At 39.4% G+C, this 21,170-nt stretch carries 13 protein-coding genes; 5 read left to right on the top strand and 8 right to left on the bottom strand.

Annotation, left to right across the window (positions count from 1 at the left end; all coding sequences use genetic code 11):
* Positions 1-355 precede the first annotated feature (355 nt).
* From DC498_RS22775 to DC498_RS22790, 4 genes are all read left to right on the top strand, one after another.
* The gene (locus DC498_RS22775; protein ID WP_116876461.1) at positions 356-901 is read left to right on the top strand and encodes an RNA polymerase sigma factor; all 546 of its coding nucleotides are present in this window, start codon (positions 356-358) and stop codon (positions 899-901) included.
* A complete protein-coding gene (locus DC498_RS22780) occupies positions 901-2,517 on the top strand; it encodes a hypothetical protein (RefSeq protein ID WP_116876462.1) in 1,617 nt (538 codons plus the stop codon). Before DC498_RS22775 ends, DC498_RS22780 begins: the two co-directional genes overlap by 1 nt.
* A 331-nt stretch (positions 2,518-2,848) precedes the next feature.
* Positions 2,849-3,823 carry an alpha/beta fold hydrolase gene (locus tag DC498_RS22785; protein ID WP_116876463.1) on the top strand — a complete coding sequence of 325 codons (975 nt, stop codon included), beginning with the start codon at positions 2,849-2,851 and terminating at the stop codon, positions 3,821-3,823.
* Between the two features lie 500 nt (positions 3,824-4,323).
* Positions 4,324-4,716, top strand: a complete 393-nt coding sequence (locus DC498_RS22790) for a hypothetical protein (RefSeq protein WP_116876464.1) — start codon at positions 4,324-4,326, stop codon at positions 4,714-4,716.
* A gap of 17 nt (positions 4,717-4,733) precedes the next feature.
* Here DC498_RS22790 and DC498_RS22795 read toward each other — a convergent pair whose 3' ends face one another.
* The 6 genes from DC498_RS22795 to DC498_RS22820 form a co-directional block, all read right to left on the bottom strand.
* On the bottom strand, positions 4,734-6,077 hold the full coding sequence (locus tag DC498_RS22795; protein ID WP_116876465.1) for a sedoheptulokinase: 1,344 nt from the start codon (positions 6,075-6,077) through the stop codon (positions 4,734-4,736).
* Positions 6,078-6,089: 12 nt separating this feature from the next.
* Positions 6,090-7,472: a sugar porter family MFS transporter gene (locus DC498_RS22800; RefSeq protein ID WP_116876466.1), complete on the bottom strand. Its 1,383-nt coding sequence runs from the start codon at positions 7,470-7,472 to the stop codon at positions 6,090-6,092.
* 71 nt (positions 7,473-7,543) lie between these two features.
* The gene (locus DC498_RS22805; RefSeq protein WP_206197728.1) at positions 7,544-9,604 is read right to left on the bottom strand and encodes a hypothetical protein; all 2,061 of its coding nucleotides are present in this window, start codon (positions 9,602-9,604) and stop codon (positions 7,544-7,546) included.
* 77 nt (positions 9,605-9,681) lie between these two features.
* Positions 9,682-11,904 (bottom strand): GH32 C-terminal domain-containing protein, encoded by a 2,223-nt coding sequence (locus DC498_RS22810; RefSeq protein WP_133176955.1) that lies wholly within the window; start codon positions 11,902-11,904, stop codon positions 9,682-9,684.
* Between the two features lie 50 nt (positions 11,905-11,954).
* Positions 11,955-13,688 (bottom strand): RagB/SusD family nutrient uptake outer membrane protein, encoded by a 1,734-nt coding sequence (locus DC498_RS22815; RefSeq protein WP_116876469.1) that lies wholly within the window; start codon positions 13,686-13,688, stop codon positions 11,955-11,957.
* A gap of 12 nt (positions 13,689-13,700) precedes the next feature.
* Complete coding sequence (locus DC498_RS22820) at positions 13,701-16,901, bottom strand: SusC/RagA family TonB-linked outer membrane protein (protein ID WP_116876470.1); 3,201 nt, start codon at positions 16,899-16,901, stop codon at positions 13,701-13,703.
* Positions 16,902-17,311: 410 nt separating this feature from the next.
* Here DC498_RS22820 and DC498_RS22825 point away from each other — a divergent pair, with 410 nt between their 5' ends.
* On the top strand, positions 17,312-18,400 hold the full coding sequence (locus tag DC498_RS22825) for a GntR family transcriptional regulator (protein WP_116876491.1): 1,089 nt from the start codon (positions 17,312-17,314) through the stop codon (positions 18,398-18,400).
* A gap of 65 nt (positions 18,401-18,465) precedes the next feature.
* Here the strand turns inward: DC498_RS22825 and DC498_RS22830 are convergent, their stop codons facing one another.
* The gene (locus tag DC498_RS22830; protein ID WP_116876471.1) at positions 18,466-19,611 is read right to left on the bottom strand and encodes an FAD-dependent oxidoreductase; all 1,146 of its coding nucleotides are present in this window, start codon (positions 19,609-19,611) and stop codon (positions 18,466-18,468) included.
* 244 nt (positions 19,612-19,855) lie between these two features.
* The gene (locus DC498_RS22835; protein WP_116876492.1) at positions 19,856-20,827 is read right to left on the bottom strand and encodes a glycoside hydrolase family 43 protein; all 972 of its coding nucleotides are present in this window, start codon (positions 20,825-20,827) and stop codon (positions 19,856-19,858) included.
* Between the last annotated feature and the right edge of the window lie 343 nt (positions 20,828-21,170).

Below are 21,170 nucleotides of genomic sequence, written 5' to 3' on the forward strand. Positions count from 1 at the left end.
TAACTCTCTGACTACTTTTTGCTTAAAGCTAATACTATACCGGATCACCGTTTGGACATCTCTTGTCATGGTATTACAGATTTTTTTGTTCTTAAATCTGTCTACTTATGCTAGGACAAGACACTGAAACCTGATAGCTGATAGCCAACCGCTGATACCTGTAACCTTCACCCCACCAACCTTTTATAGCCTTTACCCGTAATATATAAACTATCACATGTTTAAATAATGTTATAGTGTTTCAAAAAAGGGTCAATGCAATTGGTATGAAGCAATTTTATTTTTAAATTCAAGGTGAGCAGTTTTTTGCCTGAGAGTAGGCTATAAATAAGCAGGTGATTAAACTAAACCATTTTTGAGCAATACAGCAACAGATATTGACCTTATAAACGGGTGCATCCGCAATGACCGCCGTGCGCAGGAATTGTTGTATAAGCAATTCTATGATGCGATGGCGTTAATCTGTATGCGATACACTCAAAATGAAGATGACGCTGTAGAGGTATTGAACAATGGATTTTTGAAGGTTTTTAAAAACATGCGCCAGTTTGATAAAGAAAAAGCGGGCTTATATACCTGGATAAGGAAGATAATGATAAATACAGCTATCGATTTTATCCGCCAGAACCAAAAGCACCTTAACAAAGTTGAATTAAGCAGGGCAGCAGAACCTTATACGGATAGTGAAGCAATGCAGAAATTAGATGCCGAAGAGTTACTTGCATTAATAAGAAAATTACCTCCATCAACACAGCTTGTTTTTAACCTGTATGTTGTGGAAGGCTTTACGCATAAAGAAATAGGAGCAAAAATGGGTATAAGTGAGGGCACAAGCAAATGGCATCTTAGCGAAGCGAGGCGCTTATTACAGAAATCACTCAAAACGTTACAGGTGGCATAATGAACCGGAAACTACCATACGAAGAACTGATTGCAGGAAAAATGCAGGAACTCCATCTTCCTGAAAAGGATGAAGCATGGCAAAAAATGCAGGATATGCTGAATAAGGAAATGCCACAAGAACCTGCAGGTAAAAAACGCTTTGACGGGAGATGGAAGCATATTGGCTGGCTTACGCTCTTGCTGATAGGGATTATTGGCTCAGGTGTATATTTTTCAGGCGCTGATAAACCCAACAATAATGCTACGGCAGAAATCAATTCCTCTACTACAGATAACAAGGAAGGCATTTTGCCTTCCAACGAAATAATCCTGCCGGTAGAAAAGGAAAATAAAACAGTATCATCGCCTGATAAAAATATTGCTTCATTACAAAAGGAAGAAACCAGTTTTACTGCTCCTCCTTCTATCCCGAAGCATAATAATAACCTAATAAACAATCAACCATCTCATACGCTGAATGAAGAACATGCTTTGTTTAATAATGTTCCTCCTGCAAAAAACGACAAAACAAAAAGCAATACCGCTGCTGATATTCCGGGTAAAGTTGTAACAAACAACCGGGAAGACAGTAAAGCAATAGCTAACAATTCAAAAGATGAGGCATCGAAAAAAGAAGATATAGCTGCATCCATTGTTCAGCACAATCAATCACAAATAAATGCCATCAGCAGGGAAGAGGTAAATACTGCAAACAATGAGTTTACCGTTAGCAACAATGAAAACAATAGTATTGTTTCACCGCAATCTATAACAGCATCACCTGCAAAACTTGAAAATGATGCGCTTCCTGCGCCGGCATCTGACATAACATTAACTGTGCCTGGCAATGTTTGGCAATTGCCTGATGTAACAGCAAAGAAAAAAACGATACTGAAGGAAATGAAACGCCTGGAAAGAAAGCAGGAAAGAGCGCTTGCAAAATCATATAAAAGTCATTGGAGCTTTTGGGGCAATGAAACCGAAAGGTGGTTTGCAGCAGGTATAGCGCCATATCAAAACTTCGCTATCGCAGCTCAGCAAAGCTATAATTACAACTCAGGCGCGGGAAAAAATATGATTGCCGATTATATTCCTTCGCCATACCTTCAGTTGCACGTAACTGACAGAATATATCTTTTAAGTGAATTTCAGTTTAATGCTCCCCAGGCAACACCTAATCTGTTGCTGGCTCAGAACAACACAACCATTCCCATGAACAATGTGGGATATACTGAAAACATATACCTTAAAAAATTGTACTATTTTAATATGCCACTGAGCTTTTACTATAGCCCGGTAAAAAATTTCTACCTGGGTAGTGGATTGCAATTTTCATCTTTCAACAGCGGATTGGCTTACAGGGAGCAGCTATCTAATAACAATACCATCTTAAATGCTCAAACCTTTAAAATTAAAGACGACTCGCTTTCCTCAAAAATAAATGCATCTGAATGGCGCTACCTGTTTGATGCAAATTACTATGTGGACAGGTTTATGTTTGGGTTCCGCTATAACCAGGCGCTGAATAATTTTGTTAACCTGAAAGTGAATAATATTCTTCCGCCTACTCAGGCACGCAACCAGGCCTTTCAGTTTTATATAAGATACAACCTGGTGGTAAGTAAGAGGAATTAGTGAATAGTCAATGGTGAGACGTCAGACGTGAAGATGGTGCTTATGTCTGACGTCTCATATCTCACGAATGCTCGTCCAGCCAGAGTGCAGATGCCTCGTGCCTCGGCATGACAGGCAGGAGAATGTATGTTGAACAATGGTACAAATGCTGAACAATAGCACAAACACCGAACATCGTAATGTCGCTTGTTATGCCGAGGCACGAGGCCTCTGCCGTAGCAGGAGCACCTATATGTGGAAAATTGAAATCTTCCAGCCTGCCATTTATTCATTAACACAAAAGCAACTTTCTTTAACCGGAATTTAAGGTGGTTATGCTTAAGTTTGAACTATGAAAAGAGCTGCCAGGATTTTTTTGAGGATCGTTATTATATCGATCGCACTCTTTATTATCTTTCTTCTAATTGCAGACAGGTTTGTTCAGTTTCGCATGACTGATGAGGAATACAACAAATATTTTGCTGATAAAGGATTAAAGGCAAACATATCTTACTACAACAAACTAAACAGAACAATACGTTACGCTTCATCCGGCAACGACACATCTTCTGCCTCCATTTTATTTATACATGGAGCGCCCAGCTCGTTAAGCTATTACAGGGATTACATGACAGACAGTACACTGCTGCAACATGCTTCAATGTTTGCAGTTGACCGTGCCGGTTATGGATTCTCCGGATTTGGCCAGGCTGAACCTTCTCTTGAAAAACAGGTGCAACTGATCATGCCTGTTATTGACAGCCTGAATAAGATACATCATCCTTTGATTGTTGTTGGTGCATCTTATGGCACTTCTATAGCCTGCCGCCTTGCTATGGATCATCCTGATCTGGTAGACGGGTTGGTGTTGATTGCACCTGCACTTGCACCGGGCGAGGAAAAAATATACTGGGTTACACCTTATATTGAATGGCCCATCTTTCATTGGTTTATTCCGCGGATGCTGCAAACTGCCAATAAAGAAAAAATCCGGCACAAAGAAGAATTGGCTAAAATGCTGCCTTACTGGAGCAATATTAAAGTGCCGGTTATTTATATACAGGGCGCCAACGATGACCTTGTGTATACTACCAATGCCAAATTCGCGAAAACACATTTAACCAGCGCGCCTTACCTTGATATTAATATGATCCCTCATCGTGGACACCTCATCGCTTTTTCTGAAAGACCAGCTATTAAAGCATCTATTCTCAAAATGATTGACCTGGCTAATTTGAATATTGCAGGAAAACTGCAACGGGACAGCACTGTAAATTTAGCACAAATGGAGTATGCGGGTCAAGAGCGTAACGGCGATAAGTTTTAAAGCTGTGGTTCCGGCAGCATGTTTATTTTTTATGCCAGGGTGTTCAAATATAGAATTATTATTTTCATTACTTAAGTGTAACCACAATGATTCAAAACATATTTGCTGAACATTATCCCTGCTTCTTTTACTCATCGGTATAGTGTTTATTTCGTTATCAATTCTTTGGAATCAAAAAAAGTAAACTCAGGCAAACAGGTATCCATACAGAAGGAATAGTGCTCGAACAAGAATTCAAAAATGAATTTCAATGGTCTGATAGTGATAATTATCAACCCGCAAAAATTTAACCGCAAAGCGTGCGAAGGAATTACGCAAAGGGAGCAAAGCCGTGCTAAAGAGTATATATAATTCAAAAGCTTTTTGGTAAGTTTATCCTGAATATTCATTAATATTTTTTAGCCAAGAGGAACTCCCGTAAAATTTTTCATTCATCTTTTGTGTATTTCAGGAATGAAAAATTTCATGTACGTTTGAAGTAAACTTTAATCAGAAAAACAATGAAAACAATCCTTTTCCTTTTCAGCGCTTTGATCGTTTATGCCCTGCCTACATTTGCTTTGAACCCGTCTGTAAATCCTCCTGCAGGAATGGAGGGGATATATGAATACAAATCGCCAGAGGCGCCTTCTGAATATCAGAAGGGTACCATTGAGCTTAAAAAAGCGGCAAATAAATGGACTGCAAAAGTGACGGTTAACTACCAGACATTTACAGCACAGGAAATAAAAGTGGAGCATAATAAGGTGCAATTCAGGATCAATGTAGATGGGAATTCCGTATTAATAAAACTTCAGCATAAAGACAATGCACTAACAGGCACCGCCAGCAGTGATGCGGAAGGGGTAATGAATATAATAGCTGAAAGAAAAAAGGTGATATCAAAAAAATAAGGACAGGAAATCTGTAATTATTGTATTGTATCAAAGCCCGGAACATAGTTGCCCCCTACTACAGCAGCAATGCATGCACCGAAAGCAGCATCTTCATCATGCCCGGATTTAACAACCCTGAAGTTAAAAGTTTCTTCAAGCACCCGGCAAAGAAGGTTGTTCTTTTTTATAGCGTTCCCAGATCCAATTACTATATGCTTATCCTTTTTCAGTTCGTAAGGCATTTTACTGTAAAAATCATATATTTCATTACAAATGCCCCGCATAAAACCGAGGATCAAATCTCTCGCAGTAAAATTTTTTGTTGAAATATTTGAAATACTTCCCCTGCCAAAAGGGTTAGAACGACTACCATTAAACAAGGTTGTAACGGTAAGCCCCGCCGGATCGCCTTTTGTATAATCAAGAGCATTGATCATTTCATAAAAGTCAGCAACCTCTGTTGTATTTCTGCTGCTTACCCTGATAACACTATCAAAAAATGATTGCAAAACAGATAGCGATTGACCTCCTGACAATGCAGCCCCTACAAGGATATACCCTCCTCCGGGAAAAGGTCTGGTGTCTAACGAGCTTACCTTAAAAAACTCTTTTGAAAATATTGAGAGCTGGCTGCTGGTTCCAATGGTTACGTGTATCGATTTTTTCCTGTCTCTTACGGAACCGATAAAACCTGCCTGGTTATCACCGATAGCAGAATATACAGGAATATTTGAATTGTAATAACCTGTAAGCGCAGCAGATTCACCAATTTCAGGTAACATAGAAATATCAATACCAATACTGCCTAAAGATGAAAGGTCAAACTTTTTTTCCCGGGCATTAAAAAATCCCAGCCCGGCTGCATTTGTATGATCCGTTAAAGGTTCTGTTCTCCCGGTTAATTTCATTACAGTGTAATCCATAATGGTGCAGAGCTTTACAGCACTTTGGGGTAACATTGAATTTTTAATATTATAAAAATGTGTCACCAATCCATATCCTGTAGAAAGATCGTACCCGGAATAATCCGTTAAAAATTCAGCATAGGTAATGTTATTATTTAAAATCAGGTTACCCCTGTTATCCTGCCAGGTATATAAAGGGCTTACCGCATTCCCGTTATTATCTACATAAACTATTCCATGCATTTGTCCCGTAATACCTATGCCCTTAATATCGCTGTATTTCGATTCAAATTTTTTAATTATCTGAATAACACATGCAACTATCCATTGAGGATCCTGTATCTTTTCCCAGGAGTTATCAACAGCGATCCCAGATTCATTTTCTACATTAATCGCTTCTGTTTTTTGATTTAAAAAGTCGTATATAACACCGCAAATAGAAGTTGTACCAATATCAATTCCAATAAAATGCATAATCTTCTTTTATTATTCTTTGGATTTTACTCCCAATTTCTCTTCTAATTGTTCTAACGGAACACCTTTGGTTTCCACAAACCAAAACCACACAACAAAGAATTGTACAATCATCATAACTGCTCCTACAATAAAGGGAATTGATAAACCAATTGCAGGAATAGCTACAATCACCGGATATACCTGTGCCGCAATGGCTGCCAACGCCCAATGTGTAAAGCTGCCTAAAGCCAGGCCTTTACTTCTGACCTTGTTCGGAAATACTTCGCTTATATAAACCCATATCACTGCCCCCTGGGAGTATGAAAAAAATAAAATGAAAGTTGCTATACTCCATGGAAACAATTCAATCAAGTTTCTGCTCCATGCTATGTAGGCGCATAAAACCAGAGGAATCGCTGCTCCCCAGGAACCAATCAATAAGAGTTTTTTTCTGCCTACTTTATCTATAGTTAACAAAGCGATACTCACTGCAATTACATTTGCAACACCAATAATAACAGGTTGAAATTTACCGCCAAACTTAGCGCCTATCTCGTTGAGCGTATCGTTTAAATAATATAAGAACCCGTTAACGAATGAAAACTGGTTAAAGGCTGCCACTGCAACTCCCAGGAAAATCGGATACAGATATTTTTTTTGAAACAGCTTTTCTTTAAACTGTCCCACATTTGATTTTAATGATGCTTTTATTTCTTCCATCTCCCGGTCTATCTGAACCTCACCTATCTGCCCCAGCACTCTCCGGGCTTCATCATATTTATTAACCGATACCAGCCACCGCGGACTTCTTGGAATAGTATATAACATAATGGTAAAGATTAAAGCAGGCACGGCTCCAATGCCTAACATTACTCTCCACTGAACATGAAGCACATCAAGGTTTAATACTTCGATCAACGTATTTGATAAATAAGCAAGAAGGATGCCCAGGCATACATTAAACTGGAATAAAATAACCAACCGTCCACGGAGCTTTGCAGGAGAAATTTCTGCAATGTACATTGGCCCGAGTACAGAAGAGCCGCCGATGGCCAGTCCTCCGATAAATCTAAAAAAACAGAGCGACCAATAGTCCCATGCCAATGCGCAACCTACAGCAGATACAATAAATAAAAATCCTAAAACTTTTAAGCTTTGCCGCCTGCCCCATATATCGCCCGGTTTTGAAGATATAACCGTGCCAGTAATTGTTCCGATCAGGGCGGAAGACACAACAAATCCCATTGCCCAGTCAGAAAGCTGGAATAATCTTTCAATAGAAGCAGTTGTTCCGGCAATAACTGCGGTATCAAAACCAAATAACAAACCGCCTAATGATGCAACAATGGCTGCGCGTATGAGTGTTTTTGTAACAATGTAGTCTTTGTTTTCAGGATGGAGCAAATCTTTCATGTAACGCTGTTAATAGTTTATTACTAATAAAAGTATTTCAGGAGACCTTTTAAGCAAATATCAATACCAGGTCAATCAACAATTTTCATGATTTTGAGGTTATGTATATCCATCCGCTCCTGATTAAAAAGGATATTGTCAACATTTAATCCATTACGATAAGTAACCAGGGTATTCTGCCCGGCAATTTCTGTATCTATAATGGTGCCGCCCAGTTTAGTATTGCTTTTTACTAATATCCTTACGGTAAATGGTTTTTCAACACCCATTATATTTTCAATAGCGTAATTGCCTACCAGGCTCGGATTGCCACCATTTCGTATAGATTTTTGCATCTCGCCAAAGCCGTCTTTAACCGCATCGCTGTATTGAGCCGTAAATGCTGCGATATTGATTTGCATTTCGCAACCCTTTTTGTTGCTGCCGTCAGCAGGCAAAAACGAAAGCGCTACCTTACCATTCTTTTTCTTTTGAGGAACCACATCAAAAGTGAGGATGAAGTTTTCATCTTTAACCGGGAAAGCATTTTTCTGTTCTACATTTTTGGCCAACAGAACAGCATCAGTGGTGGCCGGTATCAACTCTTTCATCCATTTTGTTCCTATTCTTCCATCAGGATACTGGATCAGTTCATGAATCAGGAACGGACCACCCCACCCGGTAATGGGCATCCAACCGGCCATTATATAGCGACCATTACCAATCGGAGATACAGATGGAACGCCTACACCATTATAAAAATCTTTTCCTTCCGCTACTATATCTTTCCAGGGTTCATTTTTACCTATCGTTCTTCTCCATAAGCTTGTAAAACCACCTACCACGTATTCATATTTGCCCCACCTGAAATCGAACGTACAATCACCACCCAATGGAAAATCCGGATCGGTACAATACCAGCCGCTGTCAAGCGAAGCTGATTCCCACGTACCTTTTGCCTTATAATTGGCGTACATTTTTAATTTACCTTCAGGAGTGGTGAACACACTGGGATTTTCGCTGTAGTGAAATAAAGCACCACTTTTTTTAAAATTACTGACATTATCCTGACTTACTGAGTAAGTAGCTCCTGAAGGATATGCTTCTTCAGGATTTGAAGAAAAGCTTCCAGATTTTTTATGTTGATTAAAGTACCTGAGCATATCCGGATATTCTGTAAGAGAATCAGGATAAATACGCGATGTGTGCAAACCGTAAGAGATACACAGCTTGTTATTATATACAAAAGGGCTACCGGTTCCGATAGTCTCCCATTGTTCTTCAATAGGAGTTGCTGCCTCATGCTCTGTCCATGTAATAAAATCTGTAGTAGAAAAATGTTCAAAGTAATGTCCGCCTACTCCAAACTTGCTGGCATGATGTCGCCTGTCATAAAGATAAAAAACATGATAGCGTCCATCGTGATAAATGGTAGCCACATCGCCTACCCAACTATTATGTCCGCGGGGAGTCCAGTATTGCAGACCCGGCATCTGCTCAATATTTCTCTTGTTGTCACGCTCTACGTTCATGCCCGGCAAATACAGGCTGGCTTCACTCACCACCGCCGGATTAATTTGCCAGGAACGTTGATGCCACCAATGCGGATACCCTACAACAAAATCGTTATCCATAAGCTCATTGTCTACATATATGGTCCAGTGTGTTTTTGTAAAATGTACAATTACCTCATGTTTTCCCCATGGATTTTTTAATGAAGCCAACGGGTGTCCTATTTCCAACTGGCGCGTAAATAAATTTATTCCGGGAGAATTCAGCATGATGCCAGCCTCCAGAACCGGCAAGGATCCATCCTGCATTTTAGCAGCCGGATAATTTTGCCGGTTACGATTTTCAGGATCAGCCTGGCGTAATTTAATGGTTATCATCCCCGGCACTTCCAGTAACGTTTGTTCCCCACTAAAAGGTTGAAAATTTACCAACATCTTTATGGTAAAGCTTTCCTGTCTGGTATTGTCTGTTGTGAAATCTCCCTTGGGCCGGCTGGTACTCAGCGTAGCAGATGGTGTGCCGGATGCAGTAAATAAAAAATAAGGACTTAGTGTGTGAAGCTTTGCTGACACAGCACCAGACTGGGCGAGCCCCGATTGCAAAAGATAAAAACTTGTTATAACCAGAATTATTTTCTTCATATAAGGCATATTAAACTGTCAAATAATAGATATTAAAACGAATGCTTTATCAGGCACACCTGCAAAGGGTGCTGTTGTTATTTTCGGTTTAGCGTCCATGCAGATTTTAAAGAGTGAATGGTTGCCTCAACATTTATTGTTTCATCTGCAGTTAACGCATAGTGTTTTGTTTCATCCGGCATAAAGCAGGAAGTCATCACCACCAGCCCGTCATTAGCATATATTTCGAGTGTGGTACGATCTACCAGTACCCGCAATTTTATTTTTCCATTAACCGGCGCCAGTGGCGCTTCTCCCATATTGTTAAGCTGATCCGGATTTTTCCTGATATAAGCCTTCCAATTGTCCGGCGGGAAACCACTCCGTTCTGCAGTACCGCCACAACGAAGTGTTTGTTTGGCCACATCATACTTAATAGTTGCACCCCTGATACTAAAATCAAAAGAAGTAGCTTTTTTCAAATCAATTTCCATATCCATATCATACAAATCTCCTTTAAGTTCACTTAAAGGATTATCTCCCTGTGGAATAACCTGTCTTTGCCATTTGATTTCCGAATCGTACAGGTTTCTTATTTCTCTTACCGGCGTTCTAAGCAACCGGATCCCTCCAGGTGTAGTTTTTAATTCAAGTTCTGCAGGAAAATTCATCTGTTGTTCAAATGGCATATCGGGATACCTGTTTGTTGATAGCCACGCTATCTGAATTTTGCGACCTTCAGGAGCATTATCCCATATCTGCGGTGCATATAAATTATTACCATAATCCCCAACAAGAGTACCTGTTTCCGGTTTAAATGCTTTACCGTTAAAAGTTCCTACAACATAGTTGCCATTGGCGCCGGAAAACACCCATTTTTTATTATTCTTATTTCCATCCAATGGAAAAGGTTCAAAGCCCGGACACTCAGCAATACGATCTAAAGAAATAGTAGACAGTTGCTTCCAGTCAAGCAAATTAGAAGACGAAAACAGCGCAAACTCATACCCCCTGTCCATGTAGATAGACATAATCCACTTCTTAGAATCTTCATCCCACACCACTTTAGGATCCCGGTTAGCTTCATGGATATTTTTGATTATTGGGTTTTGATCATAATACGTAAATGATTTTCCACCATCAGTACTATAGGCAATATTTTGCGTACACTTTGGTCCCAAACCATCGTTAGGATTACCACCATTGGTGATGAATGCAACAATCGGGCTTTCATTTCCTTTTTTAAAGCCGGACACATTGTATTTATCCACCACTGCAGAACCAGACCAGCAACCTGCCCAAACTTTATGCGGCGTAATGTGCGAAGGCAATTGCTCCCAATGCACCAGGTCTTTACTTACAGCATGTCCCCAATCCTTATAAGCCCCGGGCCGATGTGGAGGCATATACTGGAAAAACAGATGATACATGCCATCATAATATACCAGGCCGTTGGGATCATTGATCCAGTTTTTCCTTGCAGAAAAATGAAACTGCGGCCTGTATTTTTCATTATAGTATTCGGGTAATCCGTCTTTTTTTAACGCCGCCACACCTGATAAAGATGCACCCCTTTCATCCGGCAGAAACTGATTCCAGATGGCTATACAATCAACCCATCCTCTAAAAGTAGCTTCAATGGTATTTTTTGCGCTATCTCCATTTGTATAAGGTTGCTCATACTGAGCGCCAATCAATGCTGGATGATTATTCCAATCCCTTGTTTCACCAACGGTAACCTCGTTATCCCGTAAAATACCATCAATATATAATTCTGAAATTTTGCCATTGAAACGGAACAGGATGTTGTGCCAGTTTAATGATTCTTCTTTTGGCAATTTATACTTTAAAAGATGCGCCCCGCCAATATCATCACTTCCAAGCATTGCTTCAATATACACATCCTGCTCTATTTTACGCAAAGCCACGCTGTAAGCAATGGTTTGATCGTTGCCGGATTTGGTCAGCAGCGGGTTATACTCCTTAATGGAATCCGATTTCATTCTTACAAACAGCGTTATTCCCTTACCGGTTATATTAAGTTCATCATTTATTCCCTGCCCTGCATCAAGCCATGAAGATCCATCGAGGTATACTGCTTTTCCATCGTTGCCACTTTCTATTGAGCTACGCTTTTCATCACCTTCCAGATTAAGAAACTTTACTGATCCCTGTTCCAATAACGAGCTGTTAAAACCAGCCTGATCGTTTTGATCGGCAAAAGACCAGGCTGCAACCGCATCCTGAACCAGCGATGTTTTGTAATTGCAGGATAAAAGCAACAGGGAGCAGACTGATAAATAACATAATACTCTTAACATTAAAAATGGTTTGGGTTTTATGGAAAATACAGGTTTCCGTTTTAATGCAGTTACCACCCCGGGTTTTGCTTATACAATCCCTTTACATAATTAATCTGTTGTTGCGGAACCGGGAAATATTCATCCCGATTTTTGGTAAACTTCGCATCTTTTAAATAACTTTTTCTTGTTCTTTCTGTATTAAAATACGTATTCATTTCCTCCGATGCAATTCCCCAACGTACCAGGTCGAAAAAGCGCTTACCCTCTGTAGCAAACTCAAGCAAACGTTCCCAGCGTAGTGCCTTAAAAGCAAATTCCTGGTTCCATACCGGGCAATTTACGCCTGGTTGATATGGTTGCACAGAAAAATTTCCCGTAGGAGTACCATCTGAGAATTTTAACATACCTGTACTGCCGGCAGCCCGCGTCCTTATTTGGTTTATCAGTAAAAGTGCTTCATCAAGTTTTGCCTGGTCGCCCAATTGAATTAAGGCTTCCGCTCTCATCAGTATTATTTCATCCAAACGCAATACATCCCAATTTAATCCACTGCCCATAAATGGATTTGTTTTTCTGAAGCTGGGATCTGTAGGCAATACAATCATTTTCTGGCTCATAGAATACCCGTATACTTCCGGGGTTCTTGCCCAGCTTTTTTGCATTATAAAATTTGGATCATATTTCCAGGGCATTTCAGGAACACATACCGTGTGCATCAACCTCGGATCAATAGTGTGGCTTGTAAAGGCCGCTTTATTGTTCAGTACATCACCTGAATTGTAATGCTCAAAATCCGGAACACCATTAACTGTTTTATAGCTGTTCATTAAATTTTCTGAAGGTTGCAAAAAACCACAACAACCATATTCTGAGTTAACAGGGTATATTAACCATGCGTTAAGCCTTCCGGTTGGCGAATTGTCATCATTGGCAGAGTACTGAATAGCCCAGATAGATTCCTGGCCATTTTCATAAGCCGAGAGAAAATTTTTAGCAAAGTCGTTGTACAAAGACTTGCCGGAGTTATCAATAATATCTTTACAAAGATCTGCAACTTCTGTAAGCTTGTCTCTGTTTACAGAGGTTACATTGTTTGTAGCGTCCTGTTCATATGCTGCAAAAAGTAAAACCTTTGCTAAATATGCCTCCGCTGCAAATTTTGTAGGTCTGCCTACTTCTTCCTGTGTTATTGGTAAAATACTAACAGCATATCTCAGGTCATCAATCAATTTGTTCCAAAGCTCCTGGTCACTTAATGCATCGTTACTTACTTTATCATATTCTTCCTCTGGTGTATCTTCATCAATGTAAGGGAAAAACTTAAAACACACTTTCATATAAAAGTAGATATGCGCACGCAGAAAGCGCAATTCCGCTATTCTCTCATTTTTTAAGGGATAAACTGATTCATCCAAATCCTTGGCTCTGCGTAAAGCATCATGAATTCTGCCTACAGCAACATAATGAACCCACCACAAATTGTCCAGATCGCCTGTTGTGGTAGGTTGCATAAACACAAATGTTTCCCAAAGATTTCTCTCTGCATTATCATTAGTACCAGAGCCCCCTTTGTAAGCCTCACCGGCGCGAACTGAACCTTCCTCATAGGGCAGGCCCATTTGTTTATTAAAATGGTTTTGACCACAAAATGAATATGCAGCATTGATCATTTGCTCCACACCTTCCGGCGTATTCAAATCGGCACTGGAAATAGAACCCATTGGGGTTTGATCAAGATTTTTGTTACAGGCAATTGAAAATAACATCAGTAGCCCGATGCCTGAGTATATTATTGCTTTCATTATATAAATAATTTAAAGGGTTAATTTTATTCCTGCTGTAATTGAAAAAGGTAATGGATAGCTTGTGCCAGGCGTTTCGGGATCAAGACCTGTATATGCATTTTTACCCCGGGATTTCTTTATCGTTAAAATATTATCACACCTTAAATACGCTCTGAGGCTGGATGTTTTTATTGTATTCAACAGCGATTTTGAGAAGGTATAACCCAATTCTGCATTCCTGATTTTTAAGTAAGCTCCACTTTCAACATAATAAGTTGAAAACCGGTTCTCTTCATTATAGTTATTAACCGAAATGGCAGGTATTTTTGAGCCTGTATTTGTGGGGGTCCATGCATCAAGCAATCTAACATCGTAATTTTCTCCTACAGTTCCCAAAGAGTATATTGTCCAGCTTTTCCATGATTGAACGTTCAGGTCTTTACCCAATATTCCGTTGAAGAACAGGTTAAAGTCAAAGTTTTTCCATGTAAGCCCGATATTGAAGCCATACTCCAGTTTTGGATCCTGTACACCTATCCAGGTTCTGTCGTAGTTGTCAATTTTTCCATCAGGTTTTCCATCAGGCCCGTTAATATCCCTGTATCTTATCCTGCCCGGCGCAGCCCCAACCTGAGCGGGAGCGTTATCTATCTCTTCCTGTGTTTGAAATAGTCCGTCTGCAATATATCCGTACAATGAGTTTCTTGATCGTCCAAGTATATTATCATCCTTACCATCGCCGGCAAAATTGTTGATCACGACGTCAGGTACTTTAATAATCCTTTGTTTGTTATGCGCAAGCACTACGCCTATGTTGGTTCCAACTGTGCCGATATTGTTTTGATAATTGAGCGACAACTCAAATCCCCTGTTACGGATGTCTGCGCCATTTAACCACATTCCGGCACCCTCACCTAAAGTAGCAACATAGCCGGGCTTCATTAAAATATCTTTGGTGTACTTGAGATAATAATCAAATGATCCGTTTAATGTTGAATTTAAAAAACCAAAATCCACGCCTATATTATGTTGTGATGTGGCTTCCCATTTCAGATTCGGATTGCCTCTCTGAGTTCTTCTGAACCCGGAAGGTAAATTTCCCCCCTGTCCTGTAAAATCATATGCAGTTCCCCAATTCCAATCCCAAACACTGTTATAGTCATACAAAAACTCATACATCTGAAATGCTGCATAATTATCTATCTGGGAGTTTCCGTTTTGCCCCCATCCATATCTTAGTTTTAAGTGCGATAAAGCTGGCGCCAGATTTCCGAGAAACTTCTCGTTGGAGAGCACCCATCCCAATGAAAATGCAGGGAAGGTAGACCAGCGGTTATTTTCCCCGAATACTGAAGAAGCATCGCGGCGTAAAGTAAATGAAGCGAGGTAGCGGCCGTCGTAATTGTAATTAATTTTTCCGAACCATGAGCTCATTGCATTCCTGCTTTCATTTCCTCCGTTATCTCTTTCAGTTTCTCCACGATCCAGTTGCATATAATTGGGTGTTTCCAACGCATACACTCTCCGGCTGGCCCAAAAACCGTTTCCCTGGTAGCCTATTGATTCCTGACCAAGCATTATATCAAAATTATTCCTGCTCTTATCAAACACATAACGCAGCACGTTACTGTTATTCCAACTGAAATCATAAGCAGATGTTTGCGTTACTTTACTTCTATCTTCGCTGAGAAAGCCGGATTGATAGGTGAGATCCATGGTCCTTTGCCAACTGCCTGTTAAATCCAAACCGAGTGATGATTGAAATGTCAGTCCCTTTAATATTTCCACATTAGCATACACATTACCAAATAACCTCAGTAGATCCTGGTAGTTCTGAAGATTATCCTCAATTAACCTCACAGGGTTTTGCCTGTCGCTCATTCCTCCTATAGGGCCACCCCAGCCTATGCCGTCAACAGTGTGCACGGGCACAATAGACATCAGGGATTTGGTAGAACCAAGATTGCCGTCACCTATATTGGTACTTCTCCGCCATTTTGAAATGCTCAGATTTTCGCCAATTTTTACCCGTTTATTGAGGAAAGTGTAATCGCTGTTAATTCTTGCGCTATAGCGGTTAAAAAAACTGCCCTTTATAGTACCCTGGTTATTATAATAATCAAGATCAAAGAAAACATGAGAATTTTCGTTGCCGTTTGATAAGCTAACATTATACTGTTGTACCTGTCCTCTTCTTAATATTTCTTTCTGCCAGTCTGTATCAGCGGATTTCATGGTTTTTTCAACGGGATCGAGGTATTCTCTCCAGGTAACCTTATCTAATACAAAGTTTCCGTTAGCATCCTGGTGATCTGTATAGCTATAAATACCGCCGATACCCACGGCAGTCGGATCTGCATTTGGGTTATCATTTTTAATTGCCCAATATTGTGCAATACCACGCTGCTCGGTATTCATAAGATTGAGTGGCTTTTTGCTGCTTACCGATGTATATGAAGCGCTGGCATTTATAACTGTACCTTTCTTACCTTTTTTTGTTGTTATAATAATAACACCGTTAGCAGCACGTGATCCGTAAATTGATGCGGAGGACGCATCCTTTAATACCTGTATTGATTCAATATCCATTAGTGCCAGCTCACCCATTGATCGTGTGGTGGGGGTTCCATCAATTATATACAGCGGATTATTATTGTTTAAAGTCCCTTCTCCGCGTATTCTTATTGTTGCTGTTGGATCAGGCGAACCATTGGCGCTAACAGACATGCCGGCAACTTTTCCCTGCAGCGCTCTCATAGCGCTCCCCGAAGTATTTGATGCTATCTGGTTAACATTTACAACTGATACAGCGCCGGTAAGATCTGCCTTTTTCTGCGACACATAACCTGTTACTACTACTTCATCAAGATTTAATTTATCTCTTGCCATTGAAATTGCAGCGCCATCCAGTTTTGATGCAGGCATTTCAATTGTTTTGTACCCCACATAACTTATAACTATGATGCTGCTTTTTGATGATATTTTAAACGAGAAAGAACCATTTTCATCCGTTAATGTGCTATGGTTTGCGGATCCTTTTTCAGAAACCGTTACCCCCGACAAGGGTTCGCCGTTTTCACCAAGCACTTTCCCACTGGCAAAAATGTCTGTTTGTTGATTAACCCGGGGTTTTATGTTCCCGATACCTGGCAGCGGATTTGATAACGTTGCAAGAGGCAGGAAGAAAAGCATAGCCGCAATCCTCATTCTTCCAAATGTAAACACAAGCATGTCGTTAGATTTTGATTAGTAAAAAATAAGATAATTATATGTACAGTAAATGTAAATAAATATTAGTAAAATATCGTACAAATAGTTAACATATATTTACAAAACAAAATTGTATTAACTTTTAATTAACAATAAAAGCTGCTTTTCAAATTCCAAAAAATCCATTAATAATGTTTTAATTTATTTATTAACAATAATTAAAATATTACATATAATAATAATTTTTAAAATCTATTATATCTTATTGCATAATTAAAATAAATAGTGAATTGTTTATAATGTTTACATTTAGTTATCATTTAAAGTAAAGTTGAAATAATAATTATCTTTAAGCCATACTGTAAATAACAGTGGATCTGCTTCAGTATATAGAAAAATTATATTTTTATCAATATAAAAGCTCACAACAATTGCGTAGAAAACAACTCAATATCCTGGAATCATTAGAGGAGGGTATTATTACAGGCGTCTATAAAAATGGAACACTGTTGCCTTCAGAAGATACACTTGCCAAACAATATGCAGTATCACGTCCTACTATTGCTAAAGTATATAACCAATTGCAGCATAAAGGATATATCAAGAAAACGAGAGGATACGGATCCCAGGTTATACATAATAATGCCAGGTCAACATATACTATAGGGTTATTGCTTCCGGGTTCCGGTGAGTCAGAAATTTTTACAATAATCAATGATCAGATATTGAAATTGTCGAAAAAAAATCATTTGAATTGTTTATGGGAAGGCGCTACAGTAAGTAATGCAGAAATAAGAAGAACACAGATTGAGCATTATTGTGAACATTATATATCCCAAAAAGTTGATGCCATCCTCTTCTCACCACTTGAACGACTTCCAGATGCAGATGAAATAAATTTAAGAATATTCAATAAAATTATTGACGCTGATATTCCGCTTATTTTAATTGATCGCGGCATTAAAACTCAACCAGACGTAGGAGGTTATGATATAATATGGTTAGATAACCTGTCTGCCGGGGGTGCAATGGCGCGCCATCTTATAAAAAACGGTTGTGAAACAATTCATTTTTTTTATAGACCAAACTCAGCTAACTCGGTAGACATCCGGTTATCGGGCATACGGGATACCGTATTAAAGCATCATTTAAAATTTACTGAAGAGAACATATATTGTGGAGACCCCTCTGACCTTAATTTTATAAAAACAATAAAGATCGTGCCTGGCAAAACCGGGATTATTTGCGCCAATGATTCTACTGCCGCGGTCTTACTCTCTTCATTAGAAAAAGCAAATATAAAGATCACTTCAGACTGCCTTATCTGCGGTTATGATAATATGAAGTATTCCCAATACTTAAAATATCCGCTTACCAGCTATCTTCAACCTTGTGAAGAAATGGCAAATATCAGTGTTGAGCTGGCCATAAGACGAATAAAAAACAAACATCACATTCCAATGATAGTGAATGTTAACGGGAAAATAATAGAGCGCGAATCTACAATGTTCAACAGGTAAACAGACTTTGTAGTACACACTGATAAGCCAAAATAATGTTGAATGAATGCTATTATCAGACAATATCAACCACCCATTATTTCAAGCATCCTGTTTATCGGATCTTCAGCATGAAGCATTTCAGTATTATGCAATGTAAAAGCAGTTACTTCCGAAGTTCTTTTCAGCATCTTGCTTTCATAATATGCAATGGCCTGCTGTGTATTTGCAAATTGATATCCTGTTAAACTATCTGCCAATTCATATGCATCCTGCATGGCCTGGTTTACACCTTCACCGGCATACGGCGGCATGCGATGCGCCGCATCGCCAAGCATTGTTACATCAGGCAAAGCAGCCCATTGCTGATTTAAAGGAAAATGATATTGTGGGCGCGGTATAAACCAAATGTCATCGCCATTAAATAATCCCTGCCAAATATCATTCCATGTGCCAAATGCGGTTTTAAACCAGGTGAATACCTGCTGCTTATCGTTAAAATCAATACCGGTTTGCTGCACCCAATTCTCCCTTACTTTACAGCCCGTACAAAATGATAAACTACCGTCACCCTTGGCGCTTAAAATCAAAGATTGCTCATCACCAAAAGCAAAAAGTTTTCCGCCTTTCACAAGCTTAAAAAGTTCCGGTGCATTTATTTCTGCATCATATACATTACCCTCCACAATGGTTACGCCTGAATATACAGGCTTAATACCGGTGATGTATGAACGAACTTTTGAGTTAGCGCCATCAGCAGCAACGATTATATCTGCATAAGCAGATGCACCATTTTTGAAATGTAATATCCAGCCTTTATCCTGCTTTTCCATAGAAACAAAATAACTGTTCCATACAACAGTGCCGGGCCGTAATGATTCAAGTAAAATATGCCGCAGCGGTGCCCGGTCAATTTCAGGACGGGTCTCTGCATAAGCATTCTCAGCAGCATGATCGTCTAAATGAATAACAGCATGCTTATCTGTAATGCGCAGGCGTCCGGCATTGGGACGGTAGTTCGCATAAAAAGCATCAATCAGCCCGACACGCCTTAGTGCTTCAAGACCTGATTCTTCATGGAGGTCGAGCGTAGTACCCTGTACCCTCACATTTTTACTTTCATCACGTTCATACAATTTTACTTCCGCGCCCTTTATTTGTAAAAGCTTTGCAAGCGTAAGTCCACCGGGACCACCGCCGATTATTGCAATTTTCTTTTGATCAATCAACATGATACTGAAGACGAAGGAGCATTGATTTTACTTTATAAAACCGGAGATTTATTATTGGGTAATATATAATAACAGTTTTTCTGAAACCGCATTTGAGTTAACAGGGATTTCGCTTTTATAAAAATATAAAGCAATCTCAATTCCTTTATAAAACTTTTTTTATCGCTTAAGTAAGTGATTTATCTTTTGAAATATTAAACGTTATTCTAAAAGCAAAATCCTCATGTTCTATCGTTACCTCGTTTCATTCATATTTCAAATACCTGAAAGAAGCTTCATCCACTCTTATTTTCTCATAACCAGCTTTTCTTTCAAAAGAGATTTTTATGATGGCTGCTCTTCTTGGTGCAACTTTTTCGTTTGAATTATGGGTATGGAATACGTAATACATCGTCCCTTTATCGTCTGTAAAAATATCGCCATGCCCCGGGCCATTAATGCCTGTCATCTGCCTGCTAATAATGGGATTCTGTTCTGATTTTTTCCATGGACCCAACGGGTGATCTGCCGTAGCATAACCAACCGCATAACCAGGATTACGAAAATCATTAGCTGAATAGAACATGTAGTATTTTTTACCGCGCTTTAAAACCGTTGGACCTTCTGTAACCGTCCATTTTACATATTGGGTATTTTCCCAGGATTGAGGATCAACAACTGCGCTTATACATTCCCGTAAGGTTGAGGTGTCAATTGCAGAGAGATCGTCTTTTAAAGCCGCGCCAAAAATCCTGTTACCATCCTGCAGCCGCACATGATACAGGTACAGTTTGCCATCATCATCTTTAAATATATAGGGGTCAATTTGTTTTACCGGTGCTGCAAGCCGGGTAAAAATATTTTGTTTGAATGGCCCTTCGGGAGCATCACTCTCTGCAATAGCAATATTTTCATTGGCTGTATATGCCATGTATATTTTGTTGTGATGCACAAACAACTGTGGCGCCCAGAAGCCCTTTGTGCCAAAGCTCTCTCCTTTGGATAAAACTCTTTTATTGCCTGTTGTTTTTTTCCAATGCTGCAGATCACCGGAAACCGCCATGTAAAACCCGGAATCTGAATTGAACCCGTTTGTGCCGCAGAGATAGAATTTGTTTTTATGATGAAATATAGTGGGATCGGCAAAATAAATGGCATCATCCTGTGTGGTTTGCGCTTTTAATGTATTTGACAAAACAAGTATTAAAACACAACTGTATAAAAGTAATTTATTCATTGTTATATATTTCATTATTACGCAATAGCGGGAAGCCAACAGGGATTTTACTTTTAGAAAAAGCAAGGCAATCTCCATTGCAGCAACCACAGGAGATTGCCACACCCGCCGCAATATATCTTCAACTCAAATCTTCATGCCGGCGGGTTCGCAATGACGGAAAAAGTGCTTTAATTGTACTATCAGTTTTGAATCAAAGTATATTACTATTCAACTTCCCGCACGTCATTGCGTGCCACTTGGGCAAACATATAACTTAGCCTCCTGCGCGGTAAATCAATCTCATTTCTATTATAAATTTTTTAATTGCTTGGCTAAGTAATTTTTCTTTTGAGATATAAAA

The organism is Terrimonas sp. (assembly GCF_003075435.1).
In the GTDB taxonomy this organism is placed as follows: domain Bacteria; phylum Bacteroidota; class Bacteroidia; order Chitinophagales; family Chitinophagaceae; genus Agriterribacter.